This is a genomic window from Algoriphagus sp. A40 (assembly GCF_002002735.1).
Classification (GTDB): domain Bacteria; phylum Bacteroidota; class Bacteroidia; order Cytophagales; family Cyclobacteriaceae; genus Algoriphagus.
In genome coordinates, this window is sequence record NZ_MUNY01000034.1 from 139,951 (window position 1) to 156,493 (window position 16,543).

Below are 16,543 nucleotides of genomic sequence, written 5' to 3' on the forward strand. Positions count from 1 at the left end.
TTGAAAAATCCCGAAGGTTTGGGAATTTCCGATTCCCACAAAAAAGTGGGATAGATTGGATCGAGCCACGTTTTTATTTCAATTGAATTACATAGGATCTTATTGATTTGACTTTTTTTGCTCCGGGACTGGTGAAGGAATAAAAGTCCGAAAAGCCATAAATTTTCCCGTCTTCCATTACCATTTCCCCACTTACAGCAGCCTCTTTCCCGTGGGTGATGAGTTGGTGAATGGTCAGTTCAGTGGCTTTGATATCGCTCATTTCCCTCAAGGCCGCGGCAAAATTCTCTTTTCCTTGGATTGGTTTGTCCCCAACCAACGTCCAGATCACATCCTCAGTCAGAAACTCCATTGCCTCAGGGATGGCATAGGAGGCAAAAAAAGCGGTAAGGTCTGCGAGGTGTTTCTTTTTTGTGGAGTTTCCACAATCGGGTGGGATGCTGAGTTTCATGGGAATTGGAGGACTTGGCGAAAGTGGATTTCTTTGGACTTGGAGACTATTCTTTGTTTCTTCTAATTTAAAAAGAACAGGGAATGGGTGTCATTGGATAAACAAAGAGTTAAAGAAGAAAATGCCAGAGTTAAAGAAGAAAATGCCAGAGCTGATTGTAACGGATTGCCATAATCAATTAGTGCCCGATTTACCAAAAAGACCATGGCTTTGTAAACTTCAAATTCGAAAGAATTTTCAGGTTAAATTTCTCTCAAATGTTTTCATGAATTAATCAATGAGCTGGTTATCCCTGGTTGAGCAGCTGCATCCTAAAAATCCACAGGTTGTTGATTTTCAGAAAAATAAGAAAGGAGAAAATCATAATTGTGCCTATTAGACATATAATGTTGATGAATTTTTGAGCTTTTATCCTGCCCTGAAATGCTCTTTCAAGCCCTGCATACATCAGCAGTCCCAGCATTCCGCCTGCCGTATTGTTGATCAGATCCGTGACATCAAATGCCCCGACTTTTAAGATATATTGGGATAATTCAAACAAGAAACTGAGCGAGAAAAATTGGACCACTTTTTTACCGATACCCCATTTTTCCCCCAATATCCCCATATAGAGCCCGAGCGGAATGAATATAAAAACATTCAACAGAATCTCATTCAGATCCATTTTGCTCTGGTAAAGGAGCGCCTCCCGGAAGGGAATAAGGTTGATGCTTCGCTCTATCCGATCATGGTAGGCACTGATATTGAATTTCAGCACAATGATCCAATAGATAGCTATCAGGTAAACGGCAAAAAGTGCAAGGGTTAATTGGGTTGGTTTTAGCAGGGGTTTCATGGGAAGCGGCTAAAATTTTCAGGTAGCTGATTCGGCTGCAAGGGCAATGCCGAAAGATGGAAATGGGGAAGCCAAGTTGGTGTTTCATTTCCAAAAGCAGAATTCGTATCCCACGGTTTTTATCGAATATCCAATCGGAAAATCTGAAAATAACTTCCCCCTTCACTTTTTACTGTCCTGTTATAAACGATGAATTTTCCCGAATGAGACCAATTGATATTCCTCAGATCACTCCATTCGGCCTTTGGTTCATCCCCGATTTTTTGGGTTTTTCCAGAACTCACTTCAGTCAGATACAGTTGGTCTTTGGCTCCATAAGCCAAATATTTCTCATCGGGACTTAAGCTAAAAGAGGTGTCAGAGGAGAAAGAATTGGAAGTGATTTGGCGAAGTTTTCCTGTTTTTGAAGAAATCTCCATAAGCTGCACTATGCCATTTTCATCCTTCATATAAGCATAAATGTATGCTCCATCCACGCTGGATCTCAACCATTGCCTAGGACCCTGCAGACCTGGATATTTTCTGTCTTCTGTATGGCTCAGCCTTCGCTGCCGGATGACTGCTGGCACTTCCGGAAGTGTGCTTGGACTTCCTTCCAAACCAGTTGCATTGAGCAATAGGTTTGGGTCATTAGGAAGATCTGAAATAAAAATCTCTTTGATCAACTTACCATCCTTTGTCTTGAGATCACCAAAAAAAGCCAGAGCATGCTGCACTTTTTCAGCTTTTTCATTGGTATATCCATCGGATCCGAGCCAGGTTTCTTCATAAGCTTTTTGAATCTCATCACTTCCCGGCTGTGGGTTGGGTGTGACTCGGGCTGCCAAAATGGAAAATTTGCTTCCGGAAAATTCCTCAGGTCCGGTAATGTCCTTGATTTGGACAACCTTGCCAGGCATCATAAAGCCGATGGTCCTCAATTCCCGAATAGCAGTATTTTCAAAACCGACTTTTTCCACCACTTCATCATTGTAGGTGTAGCTGATCCACTCTCCGTCTCCGCTGTAACTGTGTGCATGAGTACCACCCCGAAGTGCACCGGGTGTGAAAGGTACTCTCACATCACGCGCTTCCTGAGCAAACAGGACCGGATGGTCCTTTTGAGTCAAGTCTAAAGCCATACCTGACCTTCGGAAAATATGGTAAGGAAAGGCTTGGTCCGCATTCATCAAGCCATGGATAAAGGTGACTTCCTCACGATTTGGGTGAAAAATTGCCGCACCAGTTCCCGGCCCAAAAGGGGTCTGATTCGCCAATTCATACACTTTAGTTTGCTCCCCGCTGGTCAAATCCAGCAATCCAATGATTCCAACTTCTCCCAGACTGGTTCCTGCATTTCTCCCATCGTACACCACCCATTGATCAGTGGGAGAAATTGCTTGGCGTTGGTTGATGAAATGGCCGTTGGGATCAAAAGTCATCTGCTTTTCTTCAAAACCCAAGGTTGGAATGGTTTGGGAAAAGCCGTTCAAATAAGAGGCATAGAGCATTGAAACTGCCAGGATCAAGGGCAAAGGCAAATCCCGATGGAAGCTGTTAATCATGTTGATTTTTTGGTTCACTCAGTCAAAAGCGTATTCTGTAGGAATAGGGGACTTTCGGGTTTTTAGGCTAGTGTCGGATTGGAAATTAGAAGAAAGGAGGGTGGAATTGAAACCATTGGTTATCGCAAATTGCGCTCAGCTTAAATTGGATCCAAAGACAAATAGAGAATAGATTTCGATGAGTTGGAACTTTATTTTAGGGGCTTTTTTGCAAAATTTTTAAAAGTTTTCCGGGATCTTGTCTGTTGTCCCAAAATGCAGTAATGATGATTTGTGTGTCTAAGATTTTATAAAAAATGCTGAAGTTTTCCAAAGGTGCCACTCGGGTGTCTTTAAACTCGGTAGCTTCAAAAATTTCAGGTGTTTTGGCTATTTGGTGTGTTATCGAGGCAACAAGTCGGACAAGTTTTTTCGAATAGGTGGTTGACCGATTTCTTTTGAACCAATATTCCAATACACCTGCAAATTGGATATCGGCAGTTTTTGTCCAGACTACAGCTCGCTGAGCCATTCTAGATTTCGCTTATCCATGGCTTCCTGTGAAATCAATTCTCCGGTCTTGATATCTTCCTCGCTAATTTCAAGCATTGTTTTCTGAGCGTCGGAAAGCTTTACTGGGGTTGCATTGGATCTACCGGTTGAAATCAGTGTGTCCAAGGCTTCCAGAAACTCCCTATTCGAAATAGTCAGGATTTTTTCGATTAATCCACTTTTGATTTGATCAAGAGTTGCCATGAATTTTCAGTTTGCTAGTTTAAATATCCAAAATTTTTGGATTCTTCATCGAAAACTGAAATCAAAAACCGAAGGACTAGGAGGGAGTCTGGAAGAAAGCGAATTGCAAATTCGAAAAGATAGAGGGGTGGAATTGCAAATTCCACACAGCATCCATCGAACTTCAGAGTACAATCGAAGTAGACTACGCCTAGCGGGGGCCTGCTTTCATGGAGGGCAAATTGTACCCAGCGTCAAAGAACTTCAAGCCAAAATGAAGTAGACTACGCCTTGATGGGGGTGATAGGTAGATTTTACCTAAATTGTCCTTACTAACCAGTCTAACTATGAAAAAGACAGTTTTTTTGATTGCTTTTTGTCTTGGCTTTGCGCTGATGGGCTATGGGCAGGATGACAATATGTATCCGCAGAGCGGGGCTTCTGCCCGGGATATTCCCGAACCGCTCTTACTTCCTGATTTTCCGATGAAGGATGGATCAGTGATGTATCAGGAGGTGTTTGACTTTTCTGATGCGGATCAGACTGAGCTTTTCGGTATCGCGTTGCGCTATGTCAGCGAGTACTATAAGAGTGCCAAGACCGTCATCGATGTCACGGATCCGGTCACGGGGCTGGTGGTGGTGAAGGGGAATTTCACCGTGATGTCGGATGTGTATTACCGGTTTTTTGGAACCCAAAAGACAGTGGTAGTGAAGCGTACGGGGCATACACTGAAGATAGAAAGCCGTCCCGGACGTATCCGTGTGACAATAGACAACCTGCAGGTAATAAATGAAGCCTTACCTGAAGCGGGGATTATTTACAACGAAAGCCCCATCCTTGATCTTATCCGAGACTATGAACGCTATGAGCAAATCTACTCCAGGCAAAAGCCGAAAAAAGCCGAAAAACTCGCTCAAGTCAATCGAAGCATTCTCTTGGATGAGCTTGACCTGAATGCCTATCGATTTTTGCAGGGCTTGAAGCCTTATTTTGAAAAGGAACTGAAAGAGGATTGGTGAAAAGTCCGACTCCAAATTGAACAGAATAGAAAGGGATTGATGGGTTGATACCTTATTGAGAAATTATATCGGATTGCAAATCCGTAAGGATATTAGGGTGGAATTGCAAATTCCACCAAGTCCAAGGATGACGCAAAACCGTTTTAGCGAGTCGTTGTTTTTTCAACTCCGTCTTGGATCGCTTCGGCAAGGATTTCAAGGTTGATATCCTTCAAAGTTCTGAACTTAATGCAATAGCCCGTTACATTTGCCTTACCGATGGTTTTTCCATAGGTATTTGGCAAATAGTTTTTGTCTTGAATACCCATGATATAAACTGAAATCCCGGTTGTGTTTCCACTGATACCCAATTGATAAAAATCTTTGGTTTTTCCGTCAGCATAGTGGATCGTTTGAAAACCATAGCCAATGTTGGGATTAGCGACCACTTTCCCCTTCTCGTCCTTACCATCAAAGAACCATAATCTGGATTTGGGCAAAAGTTGAAGAATACGATTGTGCAGTGTTTCAAGATCCACCCTCTTGGATTCAGGTTGACTGTTGATATACGCTTTGATTTGGTATGGGATGTTCATGGTTTCCTTTCTTAAATATCAAGCCGCCTTAGGGATAGCAGCTGGGGACTTTGGGAAATCGAATTGCAAATTCGAAGGGATAGCATGTTTTGAGAATGGCCCAATGCCCTTTGGTTTTTTCTCTGTCACTGATAGGTCTGATTTTGCGGCCAGCCTTTTGGAGAACTTTCCCAAGATTCCTGCCTGCCATAGGGAGTCAAATCCAGGTAGTTGTAGTGGGTGCCCAACAGGTCCGTTCCTCTGGCAAAGGCCGAGTAGGTATGGTAAACCGAATCCCCGTCCCGCAGGAAAATGCTTTTGCCGGGAAGGTCACCTTCGTAATCTTTAAGGAATTTTATATCGATCCCCTGATAATTGTATTCCATGTTTCTTTTCGGATCCAGAGTGGCCTGGAAATCATAATTGAAATCATTGTTTTGCGAAGAATAAAATGGAAAATCCCAGCTGTTTTTTTCTTTTTCCCGGAGAATTCTTTCCTGTGGAGCCCGGCTGATGGCCACTAAGGTCACGTTCTTTTGGTGCAGCTTTTCCAAAAGTACCCGGTTGTAGTTTTGATTGGCTTCCAAAGAACATCCCGGACAAAACTTAGAAGGCTCGTCAAAATACATGAAATGGTGAACTATAAGTTGCCACCGGCCTTCAAACAAATCCAGCAGCGAGACCCCTCCATCGGGGCCTTCAAAGCGATATTTTTTTTCAACTTTCACCATGGGCATCCTTCTCCGTGCCGCCCTCACGGCGTCCAGCTGCCTGGTCGCTTCTTTTTCTTTTTCCAGAAGTGATTTTCTCTCCTCAAGCCATTGCTTTCTGCTTACGATAGTTGGAATCGCCCGATTGTCCATAGTGCTATAGTTTTGATCTTGTGGTTTTCTGATGTTTTTAAGCAGTTGAAGTTTGCGGGACAGGGGTCCCTTTCTGTCCTGAAGTTATTTCGGAATTGTAAGAATCAGGCAGTGAAAAAACGACAATGTGGGGGTGGATTCCGACAGTTTGGGTTTGCTGGACCTTGGAAAAGATTCGGGGAAATAGATGGAAAAGTCAGACTGTCTAGGGGGCTTCCTAAGTCGGAGGGGGGTACTTCCGAAGTACCCCTCCCCACTTCGGAACTGAACTGACTGAGTTCCGAACTGAACTGGTTTAGTAAAAAGGTGAACTGAGTAGGTTCGGAACAGAGCCGAGTAGGTTCTGAAGTGGGGTTAGCGGATGTTTGGATTGGGAAAAGGATCGAATTGCAAATTCACCCAGCGTCAGTGATTTTTATTTCGTTGCCTCTATCCACTCATTTACTAGGGTAGTCAATTCGGTTTTTCCATTTTCAATGTCTTTCAAACTTTTAAATGTTACAACGGCCCTGTCATTCTCTTTCCAAACTAACATTTTGCTTTTGTTTGATATCAATCTGTCTTTGGGTATTTCCTGCTTTTTTGCCCCTCTATGAAAAATTAACTGAACTTGTTTTGGCGGATTAATTCTCATGGTAATTCTGTCTTCGTTGCCAAAACAATAATTTGGTCCATTCCATTTTATATTTTCAGTCAGGCCATCATTCGCCGACAAAATACAATTCCTCAATAGCTCAATTTCTTTTCTAAACGGGTGGTTTTGCTCGTTTAAAAAGTCAGAAACCTCAGGATTTAGATTGGTTGTTTTCATCGTTTTTCATTAGTTAATTGTATTTCCCGTGTTTCTTTAAATTTAGCTAAGTCCAAGTCAATTACAACCCAAGTTCGGAGCTGGGTAAATATAAGCTACACCTTGACAAGCGGATTTGTGATGAGAAATTGATCGAATTGTAACTTCGAAGGGATAGGAGGGTAGGATAAGCCGTGAAGAAACAATCCGGTGGATTGTTTTAGGCTTAGGCCGGCATGCAGGGGAGGAAAATTCCACGCAGCGTCAAATTGAACTTCAAGACTTAATAGAAGTGGACTACGCCTAGCGGGGAATAATTGAAAAATGCTAGTTTATCTTTATTAGATCAGATATTAAATTTATTACAATTCCCATAAGGAATATCCCGAAAATTATGTAAGCTATTGTTTTCTTTTTTTGATATTCTTTAATTTGTTTTCCTGTGGCAATGAAAAGAACCGGAAAAAGGTAGTTTCTAAATAAATTTAGTGAATAACTAAATAAGAAAATTGGAATACACCAAGCAACACCAATTATCCAACTCGATTGACTGGTATTAGTATAAATATATTCAACTTTTAGGAAACCAATGAGACCAGAAAATTTCAAAAGATAATCTAAGGAAAAAATAAAAGTTAAGATTGCAGCTAATAATAAAGGTAGTCCAAATGTTAGATCTAAAAAAGTCAAGTAATTATAGTAGGGTCTAAACTCTTTAAGTTCTTGCCTTAAATCATCTTCAAACTTAAATCCCCAATCCTGATTGTTATATCGAAGATTGTACTTGAGTGTTTTAGGTTTAAAAATCCCTCTCTCATTCTGAAATTTTATATCAACTGATTGATCTGTTTCTGAGCAGGATAATTCAAATTCAATAATTTTCCTTTTCTCAAAATTTGAATATGAAGTAAACTCTCCGAGACTCGAGAAACTTATGTTGGTACCATCTTTAGTCTTTCCATTTATTTTAACTTCACCAAAGTGTTGCGATAAGAAAGAAAAAAAATTAATTAATTCTGATTCTAGGATTAAAATTGCTCCATAAATCTCTCCATGCTTACTATGTTTTTTTATATAACTCATATAAGGTGTTGATTTTATGTATTAATAGTTTGGATTTTAACTTTTCTCTTTTAGTTTGGCTTAAGTTTCTAACTTATAGAGGTGACAGTTTAATATTGCTAAAGATGACTATTCAATGGATTCCGCCATTCTTTGTCCAACTGATCTTTGAACAATACTTTGAACAAGGCTATTCATGTTTCGCATTCTGATCAGATTGTTAAATCCAAAAAAGCCAAACTCAACTACCAATTTACCCAATAATTCATCGGCGAAAGAGGATGAGATAAGTTCAACACCTTTAAAATCAATCACTATTACTTGATTTGATTGCTGATGAATGTTTAATAGCTGATTTCTTATTCGCTCCCCAGCTTGTCTCGTTCCAAATCCAGAAGACTTTTGGAGTAAATTAAATTCAATTTCACCTTTGTCATTTTCAAGTTCTTCAATTTTCAAATTAACAAGTTCATATGATTTTCCGCTGAATTTCAAAGCGTCTGCGATTGAGACATTTTTTTCATAATCAAGCTGAAAGTCAACAATTGCACATCCTTGTTCCCTAGACAAGGTAGGTATCCGGTCAAAAATCTCAGCTTTATTTCCTTTAAGAAAGTAGGAAGCAGAATTAGAGGTAAGAGTCAAACTTCCCTCATTATTTTCAATAATTCTCCTAAGGCCATACATGCCATTTCCCTGACCAATTTTTTTATCTCTTGTTACTCCCTCTTGAAGGCTTAATGTCAACGCATCAGCAGGAGTTCTAGGATTAAATGATGAATTTTTGAGCGAATTGTAAATGCCACGACCCGCATCAAAAACAGTAAAAGCTACATGTTTACTCGACTTGTGAATTTGTCCCATTACAAAACCGCAATTAGAATTTGAATGTTGAATAACATTATCCATTACCTCATTTAAACACCATTCAAGGCCTTCAAGAACTCCTTTTTCAAATTTATCACTGCTATTTAGCTCATCTAACATTGAGTTTACCAACCAGAAAACATGGCTGGAATCTGTGAACTTAAATACCTTGTTTAGTGAGTTCATTGAATATAGCTCTCTTTCAGATTTTACAATTATTGGGTCAAGTAAGTGAACTGCCTTAACAATTGGACTTTCACCAATTTCTTTGATTGGAACTCCGTTATTATTGTAAAAGTCGATTAGTCCTGAAATTGGAACCACGGCGTTTGGAAAAGCAGCTTTAGTGTTTGAAAAATCGACTTTAAATTCTTCAAAACCTGCCTTTTTCCCAAAATGTATCGCTTTAAGAAAATCACTCACATCCTTTGGATGTGTCAAATCATTGAATTGAATTGTGTCTAATTCTCTATATAATGTCATTTCTAACTTTTAAATAATTCCCTACTTATTTTCTAAAAATTAATACTTCCTCTCCATCACCATCACCACCCGATTTGGGATATACAGATTGGCGACCTGATCCGAGTCGGTACCATAGACGATGGCCTTGTCCAGCCGATCAAAGCCGCCGTATTCTTTTTCATCCGAATGCAATTTAATACAATAGTTGCCCTGAGCGGGCATGCGGATCGGGAATCCGAAGAAGGACTCGGTCGGGTGAAAGGAAAAGATGAAAACCAGATTTCCCCGCTCGTATGCGATGATTTTCTTATCCGGATCCAGGTAGAGCTGGACTGCGGGAGGGGTGGAGAGTAGTTGGTGATCCTTGGCGAGCTGGATCATGGCTTTGTCCCAAAGATCGAGCTGCTGATAGCGTAGGAGGGGATCATCGACCAGAGACCATTGACGACGGGCATGTTGGTAGCTCCAGTCGTTGCCCAGTCGCGGAAAGTCCACCCACTCGGGATGCCCGAATTCGTTACCGATAAAGTTGAGGTAGCCCTCGCCGCCCAAGCTCAGCGTGATCATGCGGATCATTTTGTGCAGGGCGATGCCCCGATCGACTACCAGATTTTGCTCCAGCACAGTCATAGAGAAGTACATCTCCTTGTCCATCAGCCAGAAGGCGATGCTTTTGTCGCCAACCAGTGCCTGGTCATGGCTCTCGGCATAGGCGATGGACTTTTCCTTCTTGGGCCGGTTGCTCAACTCATGCCAGAGCTCAAACATGTCCCACTGCTCGTCCAGCTTGTGCTTGAGGGTTTTGATCCAAAAGTCAGGCACACCCATGGCCAGCCGGAAGTCGAAACCGATCCCGCCGTCTTCGACTTTTCGGCAAAGGCCCGGCATGCCGCTGACTTCTTCTGCTATTGACATTGCCACTGGTTTTAACCCGTGGATAAGAGTATTTGCAAGCTGGAAGTAGAGTACTGCATCCTCATCTACTCCCGCATCGAAGTATTTCTCCGCCGAATCGAAGGTCACATGCCCGTGGTGATGGTAGAGCATGGACGTGGCTCCGTCAAACCGGAAGCCGTCGAAATGAAACTTCTCCAGCCAATAGCGGATGTTGGAGAGCAAAAACTGCTGCACCTCCCATTTGCCGTAGTCGAAAAGCTTGGAATCCCAGCCCTCGTGATAGCCCCGGTCTCCGGGATGGAAGTATTGATGATCGCTTCCGTCAAATTCGTTGAGGCCTTCATTTACATTTTTGACCGCATGGGAATGTACGATGTCCATGATCACGGCGATGCCCATGTTGTGGGCCGTGTTGACCAAGGACTTGAGCTCCTCCGGCGTCCCAAAGCGGGAGGTCGGCGCAAAGTAATTGGAGACGTGATAGCCGAATGAGCCGTAGTAGGGATGCTCCATCACCGCCATGAGTTGGATGGCATTGTAGCCAGCGGCTTGGATGCGGGGCAGGATCAGTTCTTCAAATTCCCGGTAGGTACCCACCTTTTCCTCCTCCAAGGCCATGCCCACATGCGCTTCATAGATCAGCGGCATGGCGGCCGCTTCCTGGAGAGAAAAGGCATGATCCGACCAAGAAAAGGCTTCGGGCGCAAACCAAAGCTGTCCTGCAAAGTCGTGCGTCGCTTCGTCTTGGACCACCCTTCGGATATAAGCAGGAATCCGATCCAGATCGGTGTCATTGGCACCTAAGACTCGGACTTTGATCTTGCTTTGGTGTACAAAGGTGTTTTTGTATTCCTCAAAAGGCAGGAAAATCTCCCAATCTCCCCGGTGGTTTTGGCGCATGGGGTGGGAATGGCGATCCCACCAGTTGAAGTCTCCCATGAGGTACAGCTGCTTTGCAGCAGGAGCCCACTCCCGGTAAGTCCAGCCATTTCTCAGCTTGTCGAATTGGATGCCGTAGTATTCGTGCATTCTGGCGTATTCGAGAATGCTACCCGAAAAATCGTTGATTGCCCTCAAAGCTGAATGAAACTTATCCAGGCGCTTTTGGATCACCGGAGCGAAGGACTCCAACCAAGGTTCGTCGGTGACAAGGGCTAAAGGTTTTTGGCTCACAAAAAGTGGGTTTTGGATTTGATGAAATTAGGAAAAAATGTCAGGATTGGAAGTTGAACTCATAAAGTTTCACCCCTTCGGGGCTCCGATGGTATTTTATTTCACTACCACGGGCTACCGCCCGCGGTCATGAATGGTTAGGCTCCTTCGGAGCCAAGTCTCCGAATCAGCATTTTTTCTAAGTAGTGGCTTAGCTTGAAGAAAGATCCGAAGGATCGTCACTTTTCATGACCTCCGGTGACTGAAAGGAGCCGGGGGTAAGGGAAGAAAGAAGATTACCGGAGCCCCGAAGGGGTGAAGACTTCACTGATCTAAGAACGAATTTCACCCCTTCGGGGCTCCGATGGTAATGTATTTCACTACCACGGGCTAACGCCCGCTGTCATGAATGGTTAGGCTCCTTCGGAGCTGGAAGCACCAACCTATTGTCACTGATAAAGCACAAGGCCAGTATTATGATAATATAGATCCGAAGGATCATCACTTTTCATGACCTCCGGTGCCTGAAAGGAGCCGGAGGTGAGAGAAAAACCTACAGATCAGAGCCCCGAAGGGGTGATATTACTTTAAAAAGTATTTCTCATCTATTGCTATCCCTTGCTCCAAGAGTAGATTTCTATACTCTTCCTCAAAAGAGAAAGACTTATGATGTTCTTTCTGCTTTTTGATATAGCCAATTATCATATCCTTTTCTTTATAGGAAACTGTAAATACGCCGAACCCCTCTGCCCATCCTTTAAATTTTTGAAAATATCCAGATTGCTTCATCCAGCTGCTGGAAAACGATTTTACATCCCGCACAAAATCAGAAACAGGAATTGTGGGGTGAATATCGGCCAACATGTGAATGTGGTCTTCAATTCCATTTATCTGGTAAAGCTTTGAATTTTTGTTTTTTACAATTCCCCAGATATAGTTGTATAGCTCTTTACTATGGATATCATCAATTGTTTTTTCGGCTCCTCTTGTATGAAATACGATATGGTAGAACAGTTGCCGGTAAGAACTCATAAAAAATAGATTTTGAGTGAGTTGAATTTAGAAAAAATGGATGTAAATAAAAATGAGTTTCACCCCTTCGGGGCTCCGATGGTATTGCATTTCACTACCACGGGCTGTCGCCCGCGGTTATGAAAAGTATGGCTCCTTCGGAGCCAAGTCTCCGAAGGAGCATTTTTTCTAAGTAGTGGCTTAGCTTGAAGAAAGATCCGAAGGATCGTCACTTTCCATGACCTCCGTGACTGAAAGGAGCCGGAGGTAAGAGAAAAACCTACAGATAAGAGCCCCGAAGGGGTGAAACCAATTATAAAATCTGCCTAATGCTTCTCATACACCATCTCCGGCTCCCGAACTTCCACATTTCCTGCAGAGTTGATGGAGTCAAGTGTGACTTCCTTCAGTTCGTGAATCAGCATCGGATCGTATTTGGCGGCGACACGGATGTAGTTTTGGGTGAATCCGTGCATTTTACCGTCCTCAATGTCTTCTTCAAACAGGACTGTGAATGTCCTCCCCAGATTTTCATCGTAGAATTTTCTTCTCTTTTTCTCAGAAAGAATCCGAAGCATTTTGGAGCGTTCATTCCTCTTTTTCAAAGGAACAATACCATCCATTTCCACAGCTCGGGTATTGGCTCGCTCCGAATAAGTGAACACATGGAGATAAGAGATGTCCAATTCGTTCAAAAAATTATAAGTTTCCAGGAATAGCTCCTCGGTCTCACCGGGAAACCCAACAATCACATCCACACCGATACATGCATCGGGCATCAGTGTTTTGATCTTGGTGACCCGGTCCACATAGAGTTCGCGTAGGTACCGGCGGCCCATCTTCCTTAGAATAGTGTTGGAGCCAGACTGAAGCGGAATATGAAAGTGCGGAACAAAACGCTTGGATCTGGACACAAATTCGATGATTTCATTGGTCAGCAGGTTGGGCTCGATGGAGGAGATGCGGAACCTGTCGATGCCTTCCACTTCATCCAAAGCATAAACCAAATCCGCAAACCGCTCTTCCCGCTTACCGTCCACAATGCCGAAGTCACCGATATTCACTCCGGTCAGGACGATTTCTTTGACATTTGATGCGGCGATTTCCCGGGCTGAAGCCAGGACTGATTCGATGGTATTGCTGCGGCTTTTCCCTCGGGCTAGCGGAATGGTGCAGAAAGCACAACCATAATTACAGCCGTCCTGAACTTTGAGAAAAGTCCGGGTGCGATCATTGATAGAATAAGCGTTGTTGAAAGATCTGGCTTCGGTGATTTCAGAGGCCAGTACCTTTGTCTCCTGGACTTTTGCAAAGTCATCGAGGAGTTCGATCAGACGGAATTTCTCGGCAGCACCCAAAACAGCATCGACACCTTCGATTTCGGAGATTTCGCGGGGTTTCAATTGCGCATAGCAGCCAATAATCGCTACATAAGAGTCAGGGGAGATCTTTTTAGCCTCTTTGACGATTTTCTTACACTTCTTGTCGGCATTCTCGGTGACCGAGCAGGTGTTGATGATGAAAATGTCGGGATTTTCCTGAAAATCGACTTTCAGATAGCCCTTTTCTTCAAATTGTCTACCGATTGTGGAAGTTTCCGAGAAGTTTAGCTTACAACCCAGTGTATAAAAGGCTACTTTTTTCACAATTGCGCTCCAGATATTGAGATCACAAAGGTAATTAATCGCTGGCTTTTTTCAATTTTCCAATTTTCACCTCCAAAAGGCACTTTTTTTGGCCAAATGGATTCCAAATCATCATGTTTTATTGAAAAAAGTGGAAATTTTTTAAAAAAAGACTCCAAAAACAGGGTGAAGTCTTTTTCACATACATATTTTTCTATTTTTGTGGGTGTAATATTAAACCTCTTATTGTAGAAATGGCAACACTTAGACAACAAGCCCTGGGAATGGTTCAGGCGAGACCGCGGGTAACTGTAACTCCTCCGTCTCCTAAAATTTCGGAATATTTTGGTACCAACGTCTTTGGCAACGGTCGAATGAAAGAGGCTTTGGCGCCTTCAGTATTTAAAAAAGTAATGGAAGCAATTGACAAAGGGACAAAAATTGATCCGTCAACTGCTGAAGAAGTAGCTACTGCTGTCAAAACCTGGGCACTTTCTAAAGGTGTTACTCACTTTACGCACTGGTTCCAGCCTTTGACAGGCTCGACTGCCGAGAAGCACGACTCATTCTTTGATATGTATGCGGGAATTGAAAAATTCAAAGCTTCAGCTTTGGTTCAGCAGGAGCCCGATGCTTCCTCTTTTCCAAATGGTGGTATCCGTTCGACATTTGAAGCAAGAGGTTATACCGCTTGGGATCCTTCTTCTCCAATTTTTATTTTCGAAAAAACCCTTTGTATCCCGACCATCTTCGTGTCCTATACCGGTGAGGCCTTGGATTACAAGACTCCTCTGTTGAAGTCGATGGAGGCTATCAATGATGCAGCAGTTGAAGTTTGCCAGCTATTTGACCGTAACGTAAGAAAGGTGAGCCCTTCATTGGGTATCGAGCAGGAATACTTTGTAGTGGACAAAGCCTTATTTGCAGCCCGTCCTGACTTGGTGATGGCCGGCAGATCCGTGTTTGGTCACAGCCCAGCCAGAGGTCAGCAATTGGAAGATCACTACTTTGGTTCTATTCCTACCCGAGTGAAGGATTTTATGGTGGATTTCGAAATTGAAGCTCATAAGCTTGGAATTCCATTGTCAACCCGTCACAATGAAGTGGCACCGGGCCAATTTGAAGTTGCTCCTATCTATGAAGAAATCAACAAGGCAGTTGACCACAACCAGCTTTTGATGGATTTGATGGACAAAGTGGCCGAGAAACATTCTTTGAAAGTGTTGTTCCACGAGAAGCCATTTGCAGGTGTCAATGGTTCAGGCAAGCACAACAACTGGTCTTTGATTACCGATACAGGAGTCAACTTGTTTCAGCCAAGCAACTCTGCGAGGGAAAACCTCCAGTTTTTGACTTTCCTGGTTGCAACCGTAAAGGCCGTTTATGATCACTCAGACTTGTTGAGAGCGAGCATCGCTTCTGCAAGCAACGATTTCAGATTGGGTGCCAATGAAGCTCCTCCTGCGATCATGTCTGTTTTCTTGGGTGGTACGCTTAGTGACGTTTTGGATGAGCTGGAGAAAAACGGCAACATCAAGATCGAAAAAGGTGACAACATGTATATGAAATTGGGAATCTCCAAGATCCCTGAAATCATCCTGGACAACACCGACAGAAACAGAACTTCTCCGTTTGCATTCACCGGAAACAAATTTGAATTCCGTGCTGTAGGTTCTTCTGCAAACTGTGGTCTCCCAATGACTACACTGAACGTGATCGTTGCTGAGGTTTTGAAAGGCATGATCAAGGACATCGAGAAAGAAATGAACGCCGGCAAGGAGAAAAAGATTGCCATCGTCAATGTCTTGAGAAAATACATCAAGGATTCGAAGAAAGTAAGATTCGAAGGCGACGGTTACTCTGCCGAGTGGGCCAAGGAAGCTGAGAAAAGAGGACTTTCTAACCTGAAATCAACTCCTGAAGCGCTTGATATTTACGAAAAGAAAGCCACCAAGGAACTTTATGAGCGTCACAATGTCCTCAACCACATTGAAGTTCATGCCCGTCATGAAATCATGCTGGAAGACTACATCAAAAAGGTGCAGATCGAAAGCCGTGTGATGGGTGACCTTGCCTTGAACCACATCATTCCTACTGCGATCCTTTACCAAAACAAACTGATCGAAAACGCTAACGGTCTTAAAGGTTTGAGCTTGGATAATTCAGCTGCTGTTGAGACGATCAAAGAAGTGTCCAAGCACTTGGAATCTTTGAAATCTAATGTGACTGCAATGGTAGAGACTCGTAAGAAACTCAACAAAGAGGATGACATCGTGAAGCGTGCAAAAGCTTACCAAAAAGAGGTAAAAGAAGCCTATTTCGACAAAATCCGGTATGCAGTTGACAAACTAGAGCTGTTGGTGGATGACGAAAGCTGGCCTCTTGTAAAGTACAGAGAGCTGTTGTTTATCCGTTAATATTCGATCATTTGATTAAGTCAAAGCCATCCCCAAAAAGGATGGCTTTTTTTGTTTTTCCCCAATACGAAGGGAATTAATTCGGAATTTTTTACTGGTTTCTGATTGAAAATGGGATCAAACAGGAGGCCATTTGGACGGTTGGATATGTGGAATTGATTTTTCGATTATGTTCGACTAGACGCTACTGTTTTTTTGTTTTTTTTTAGCCAGTTTCTCAAAATATAATTGAATGTTTTGGCAAAAAATGAAAATAATATATCTGTTTAAACAC

The 16,543-nt window shown here is 42.8% G+C and carries 16 protein-coding genes; 3 read left to right on the plus strand and 13 right to left on the minus strand.

The features are described from left to right. Nucleotides 1-73: 73 nt before the first annotated feature. On the minus strand, nucleotides 74-451 hold the full coding sequence (locus B0E43_RS24800; RefSeq protein WP_077346509.1) for a nuclear transport factor 2 family protein: 378 nt from the start codon (nucleotides 449-451) through the stop codon (nucleotides 74-76). Here B0E43_RS24800 and B0E43_RS24805 point away from each other — a divergent pair. Then, complete coding sequence (locus B0E43_RS24805) at nucleotides 438-725, plus strand: hypothetical protein (RefSeq protein ID WP_139352638.1); 288 nt, start codon at nucleotides 438-440, stop codon at nucleotides 723-725. The genes B0E43_RS24800 and B0E43_RS24805 overlap by 14 nt on opposite strands. A 12-nt stretch (nucleotides 726-737) precedes the next feature. On the opposite strand, the gene B0E43_RS24810 is transcribed toward B0E43_RS24805, so the two are convergent. The 4 genes from B0E43_RS24810 to B0E43_RS24825 all read right to left on the minus strand — a co-directional run bounded on the left by B0E43_RS24810 (nucleotide 738) and on the right by B0E43_RS24825 (nucleotide 3,565). Then, on the minus strand, nucleotides 738-1,286 hold the full coding sequence (locus tag B0E43_RS24810) for a VanZ family protein (protein WP_077346512.1): 549 nt from the start codon (nucleotides 1,284-1,286) through the stop codon (nucleotides 738-740). A 119-nt stretch (nucleotides 1,287-1,405) separates the two neighbouring features. Then, nucleotides 1,406-2,830 carry a DUF3748 domain-containing protein gene (locus B0E43_RS24815; protein WP_139352639.1) on the minus strand — a complete coding sequence of 475 codons (1,425 nt, stop codon included), beginning with the start codon at nucleotides 2,828-2,830 and terminating at the stop codon, nucleotides 1,406-1,408. Between the two features lie 196 nt (nucleotides 2,831-3,026). Beyond that, nucleotides 3,027-3,341, minus strand: a complete 315-nt coding sequence (locus B0E43_RS24820) for a type II toxin-antitoxin system RelE/ParE family toxin (RefSeq protein WP_077346516.1) — start codon at nucleotides 3,339-3,341, stop codon at nucleotides 3,027-3,029. Beyond that, a complete protein-coding gene (locus tag B0E43_RS24825; RefSeq protein WP_077346518.1) occupies nucleotides 3,323-3,565 on the minus strand; it encodes a hypothetical protein in 243 nt (80 codons plus the stop codon). Before B0E43_RS24825 ends, B0E43_RS24820 begins: the two co-directional genes overlap by 19 nt. 326 nt (nucleotides 3,566-3,891) lie before the next feature. Here B0E43_RS24825 and B0E43_RS24830 point away from each other — a divergent pair, with 326 nt between their 5' ends. Then, nucleotides 3,892-4,566: a DUF4468 domain-containing protein gene (locus tag B0E43_RS24830; RefSeq protein ID WP_077346522.1), complete on the plus strand. Its 675-nt coding sequence runs from the start codon at nucleotides 3,892-3,894 to the stop codon at nucleotides 4,564-4,566. A gap of 143 nt (nucleotides 4,567-4,709) precedes the next feature. On the opposite strand, the gene B0E43_RS24835 is transcribed toward B0E43_RS24830, so the two are convergent. The 8 genes from B0E43_RS24835 to mtaB all read right to left on the minus strand — a co-directional run bounded on the left by B0E43_RS24835 (nucleotide 4,710) and on the right by mtaB (nucleotide 13,873). Beyond that, nucleotides 4,710-5,141, minus strand: coding sequence for a DUF1801 domain-containing protein (locus tag B0E43_RS24835; protein ID WP_077346524.1), 432 nt, complete (start codon nucleotides 5,139-5,141; stop codon nucleotides 4,710-4,712). Between the two features lie 125 nt (nucleotides 5,142-5,266). Then, the gene (locus B0E43_RS24840) at nucleotides 5,267-5,983 is read right to left on the minus strand and encodes a DUF899 domain-containing protein (RefSeq protein WP_077346525.1); all 717 of its coding nucleotides are present in this window, start codon (nucleotides 5,981-5,983) and stop codon (nucleotides 5,267-5,269) included. Between the two features lie 415 nt (nucleotides 5,984-6,398). Continuing rightward, nucleotides 6,399-6,794 carry a DUF1801 domain-containing protein gene (locus tag B0E43_RS24845; RefSeq protein WP_077346529.1) on the minus strand — a complete coding sequence of 132 codons (396 nt, stop codon included), beginning with the start codon at nucleotides 6,792-6,794 and terminating at the stop codon, nucleotides 6,399-6,401. A gap of 306 nt (nucleotides 6,795-7,100) precedes the next feature. Then, complete coding sequence (locus B0E43_RS24850; protein WP_077346530.1) at nucleotides 7,101-7,856, minus strand: hypothetical protein; 756 nt, start codon at nucleotides 7,854-7,856, stop codon at nucleotides 7,101-7,103. Between the two features lie 108 nt (nucleotides 7,857-7,964). Further along, nucleotides 7,965-9,185: an STAS-like domain-containing protein gene (locus B0E43_RS24855; RefSeq protein ID WP_077346531.1), complete on the minus strand. Its 1,221-nt coding sequence runs from the start codon at nucleotides 9,183-9,185 to the stop codon at nucleotides 7,965-7,967. A gap of 39 nt (nucleotides 9,186-9,224) precedes the next feature. Further along, a complete protein-coding gene (locus B0E43_RS24860) occupies nucleotides 9,225-11,237 on the minus strand; it encodes an alpha-amylase family glycosyl hydrolase (RefSeq protein WP_077346532.1) in 2,013 nt (670 codons plus the stop codon). 561 nt (nucleotides 11,238-11,798) lie between these two features. Next, nucleotides 11,799-12,248 (minus strand): IS200/IS605 family transposase, encoded by a 450-nt coding sequence (gene tnpA / locus B0E43_RS24865; protein ID WP_077346533.1) that lies wholly within the window; start codon nucleotides 12,246-12,248, stop codon nucleotides 11,799-11,801. Between the two features lie 305 nt (nucleotides 12,249-12,553). Further along, nucleotides 12,554-13,873, minus strand: a complete 1,320-nt coding sequence (gene mtaB, locus B0E43_RS24870; RefSeq protein WP_077346535.1) for a tRNA (N(6)-L-threonylcarbamoyladenosine(37)-C(2))-methylthiotransferase MtaB — start codon at nucleotides 13,871-13,873, stop codon at nucleotides 12,554-12,556. A gap of 233 nt (nucleotides 13,874-14,106) precedes the next feature. On the opposite strand from mtaB, the gene B0E43_RS24875 reads away from it, so the two are divergent. Beyond that, the gene (locus tag B0E43_RS24875) at nucleotides 14,107-16,269 is read left to right on the plus strand and encodes a glutamine synthetase III (RefSeq protein ID WP_077346537.1); all 2,163 of its coding nucleotides are present in this window, start codon (nucleotides 14,107-14,109) and stop codon (nucleotides 16,267-16,269) included. The last annotated feature ends 274 nt before the right edge of the window (nucleotides 16,270-16,543 follow it).

Excerpts from the sequence above, each read along its gene's own strand:
- B0E43_RS24805 (WP_139352638.1), top strand. The coding sequence starts at position 438 with ATGCTGAGTTTCATGGGAATTGGAGGACTTGGCGAAAGTGGATTTCTT.
- B0E43_RS24800 (WP_077346509.1), bottom strand. The coding sequence starts at position 451 with ATGAAACTCAGCATCCCACCCGATTGTGGAAACTCCACAAAAAAGAAA.
- B0E43_RS24810 (WP_077346512.1), bottom strand. The coding sequence starts at position 1,286 with ATGAAACCCCTGCTAAAACCAACCCAATTAACCCTTGCACTTTTTGCC.
- B0E43_RS24815 (WP_139352639.1), bottom strand. The coding sequence starts at position 2,830 with ATGATTAACAGCTTCCATCGGGATTTGCCTTTGCCCTTGATCCTGGCA.
- B0E43_RS24820 (WP_077346516.1), bottom strand. The coding sequence starts at position 3,341 with ATGGCTCAGCGAGCTGTAGTCTGGACAAAAACTGCCGATATCCAATTT.
- B0E43_RS24825 (WP_077346518.1), bottom strand. The coding sequence starts at position 3,565 with ATGGCAACTCTTGATCAAATCAAAAGTGGATTAATCGAAAAAATCCTG.
- B0E43_RS24830 (WP_077346522.1), top strand. The coding sequence starts at position 3,892 with ATGAAAAAGACAGTTTTTTTGATTGCTTTTTGTCTTGGCTTTGCGCTG.
- B0E43_RS24835 (WP_077346524.1), bottom strand. The coding sequence starts at position 5,141 with ATGAACATCCCATACCAAATCAAAGCGTATATCAACAGTCAACCTGAA.
- B0E43_RS24840 (WP_077346525.1), bottom strand. The coding sequence starts at position 5,983 with ATGGACAATCGGGCGATTCCAACTATCGTAAGCAGAAAGCAATGGCTT.
- B0E43_RS24845 (WP_077346529.1), bottom strand. The coding sequence starts at position 6,794 with ATGAAAACAACCAATCTAAATCCTGAGGTTTCTGACTTTTTAAACGAG.
- B0E43_RS24850 (WP_077346530.1), bottom strand. The coding sequence starts at position 7,856 with ATGAGTTATATAAAAAAACATAGTAAGCATGGAGAGATTTATGGAGCA.
- B0E43_RS24855 (WP_077346531.1), bottom strand. The coding sequence starts at position 9,185 with ATGACATTATATAGAGAATTAGACACAATTCAATTCAATGATTTGACA.
- tnpA (WP_077346533.1), bottom strand. The coding sequence starts at position 12,248 with ATGAGTTCTTACCGGCAACTGTTCTACCATATCGTATTTCATACAAGA.
- B0E43_RS24875 (WP_077346537.1), top strand. The coding sequence starts at position 14,107 with ATGGCAACACTTAGACAACAAGCCCTGGGAATGGTTCAGGCGAGACCG.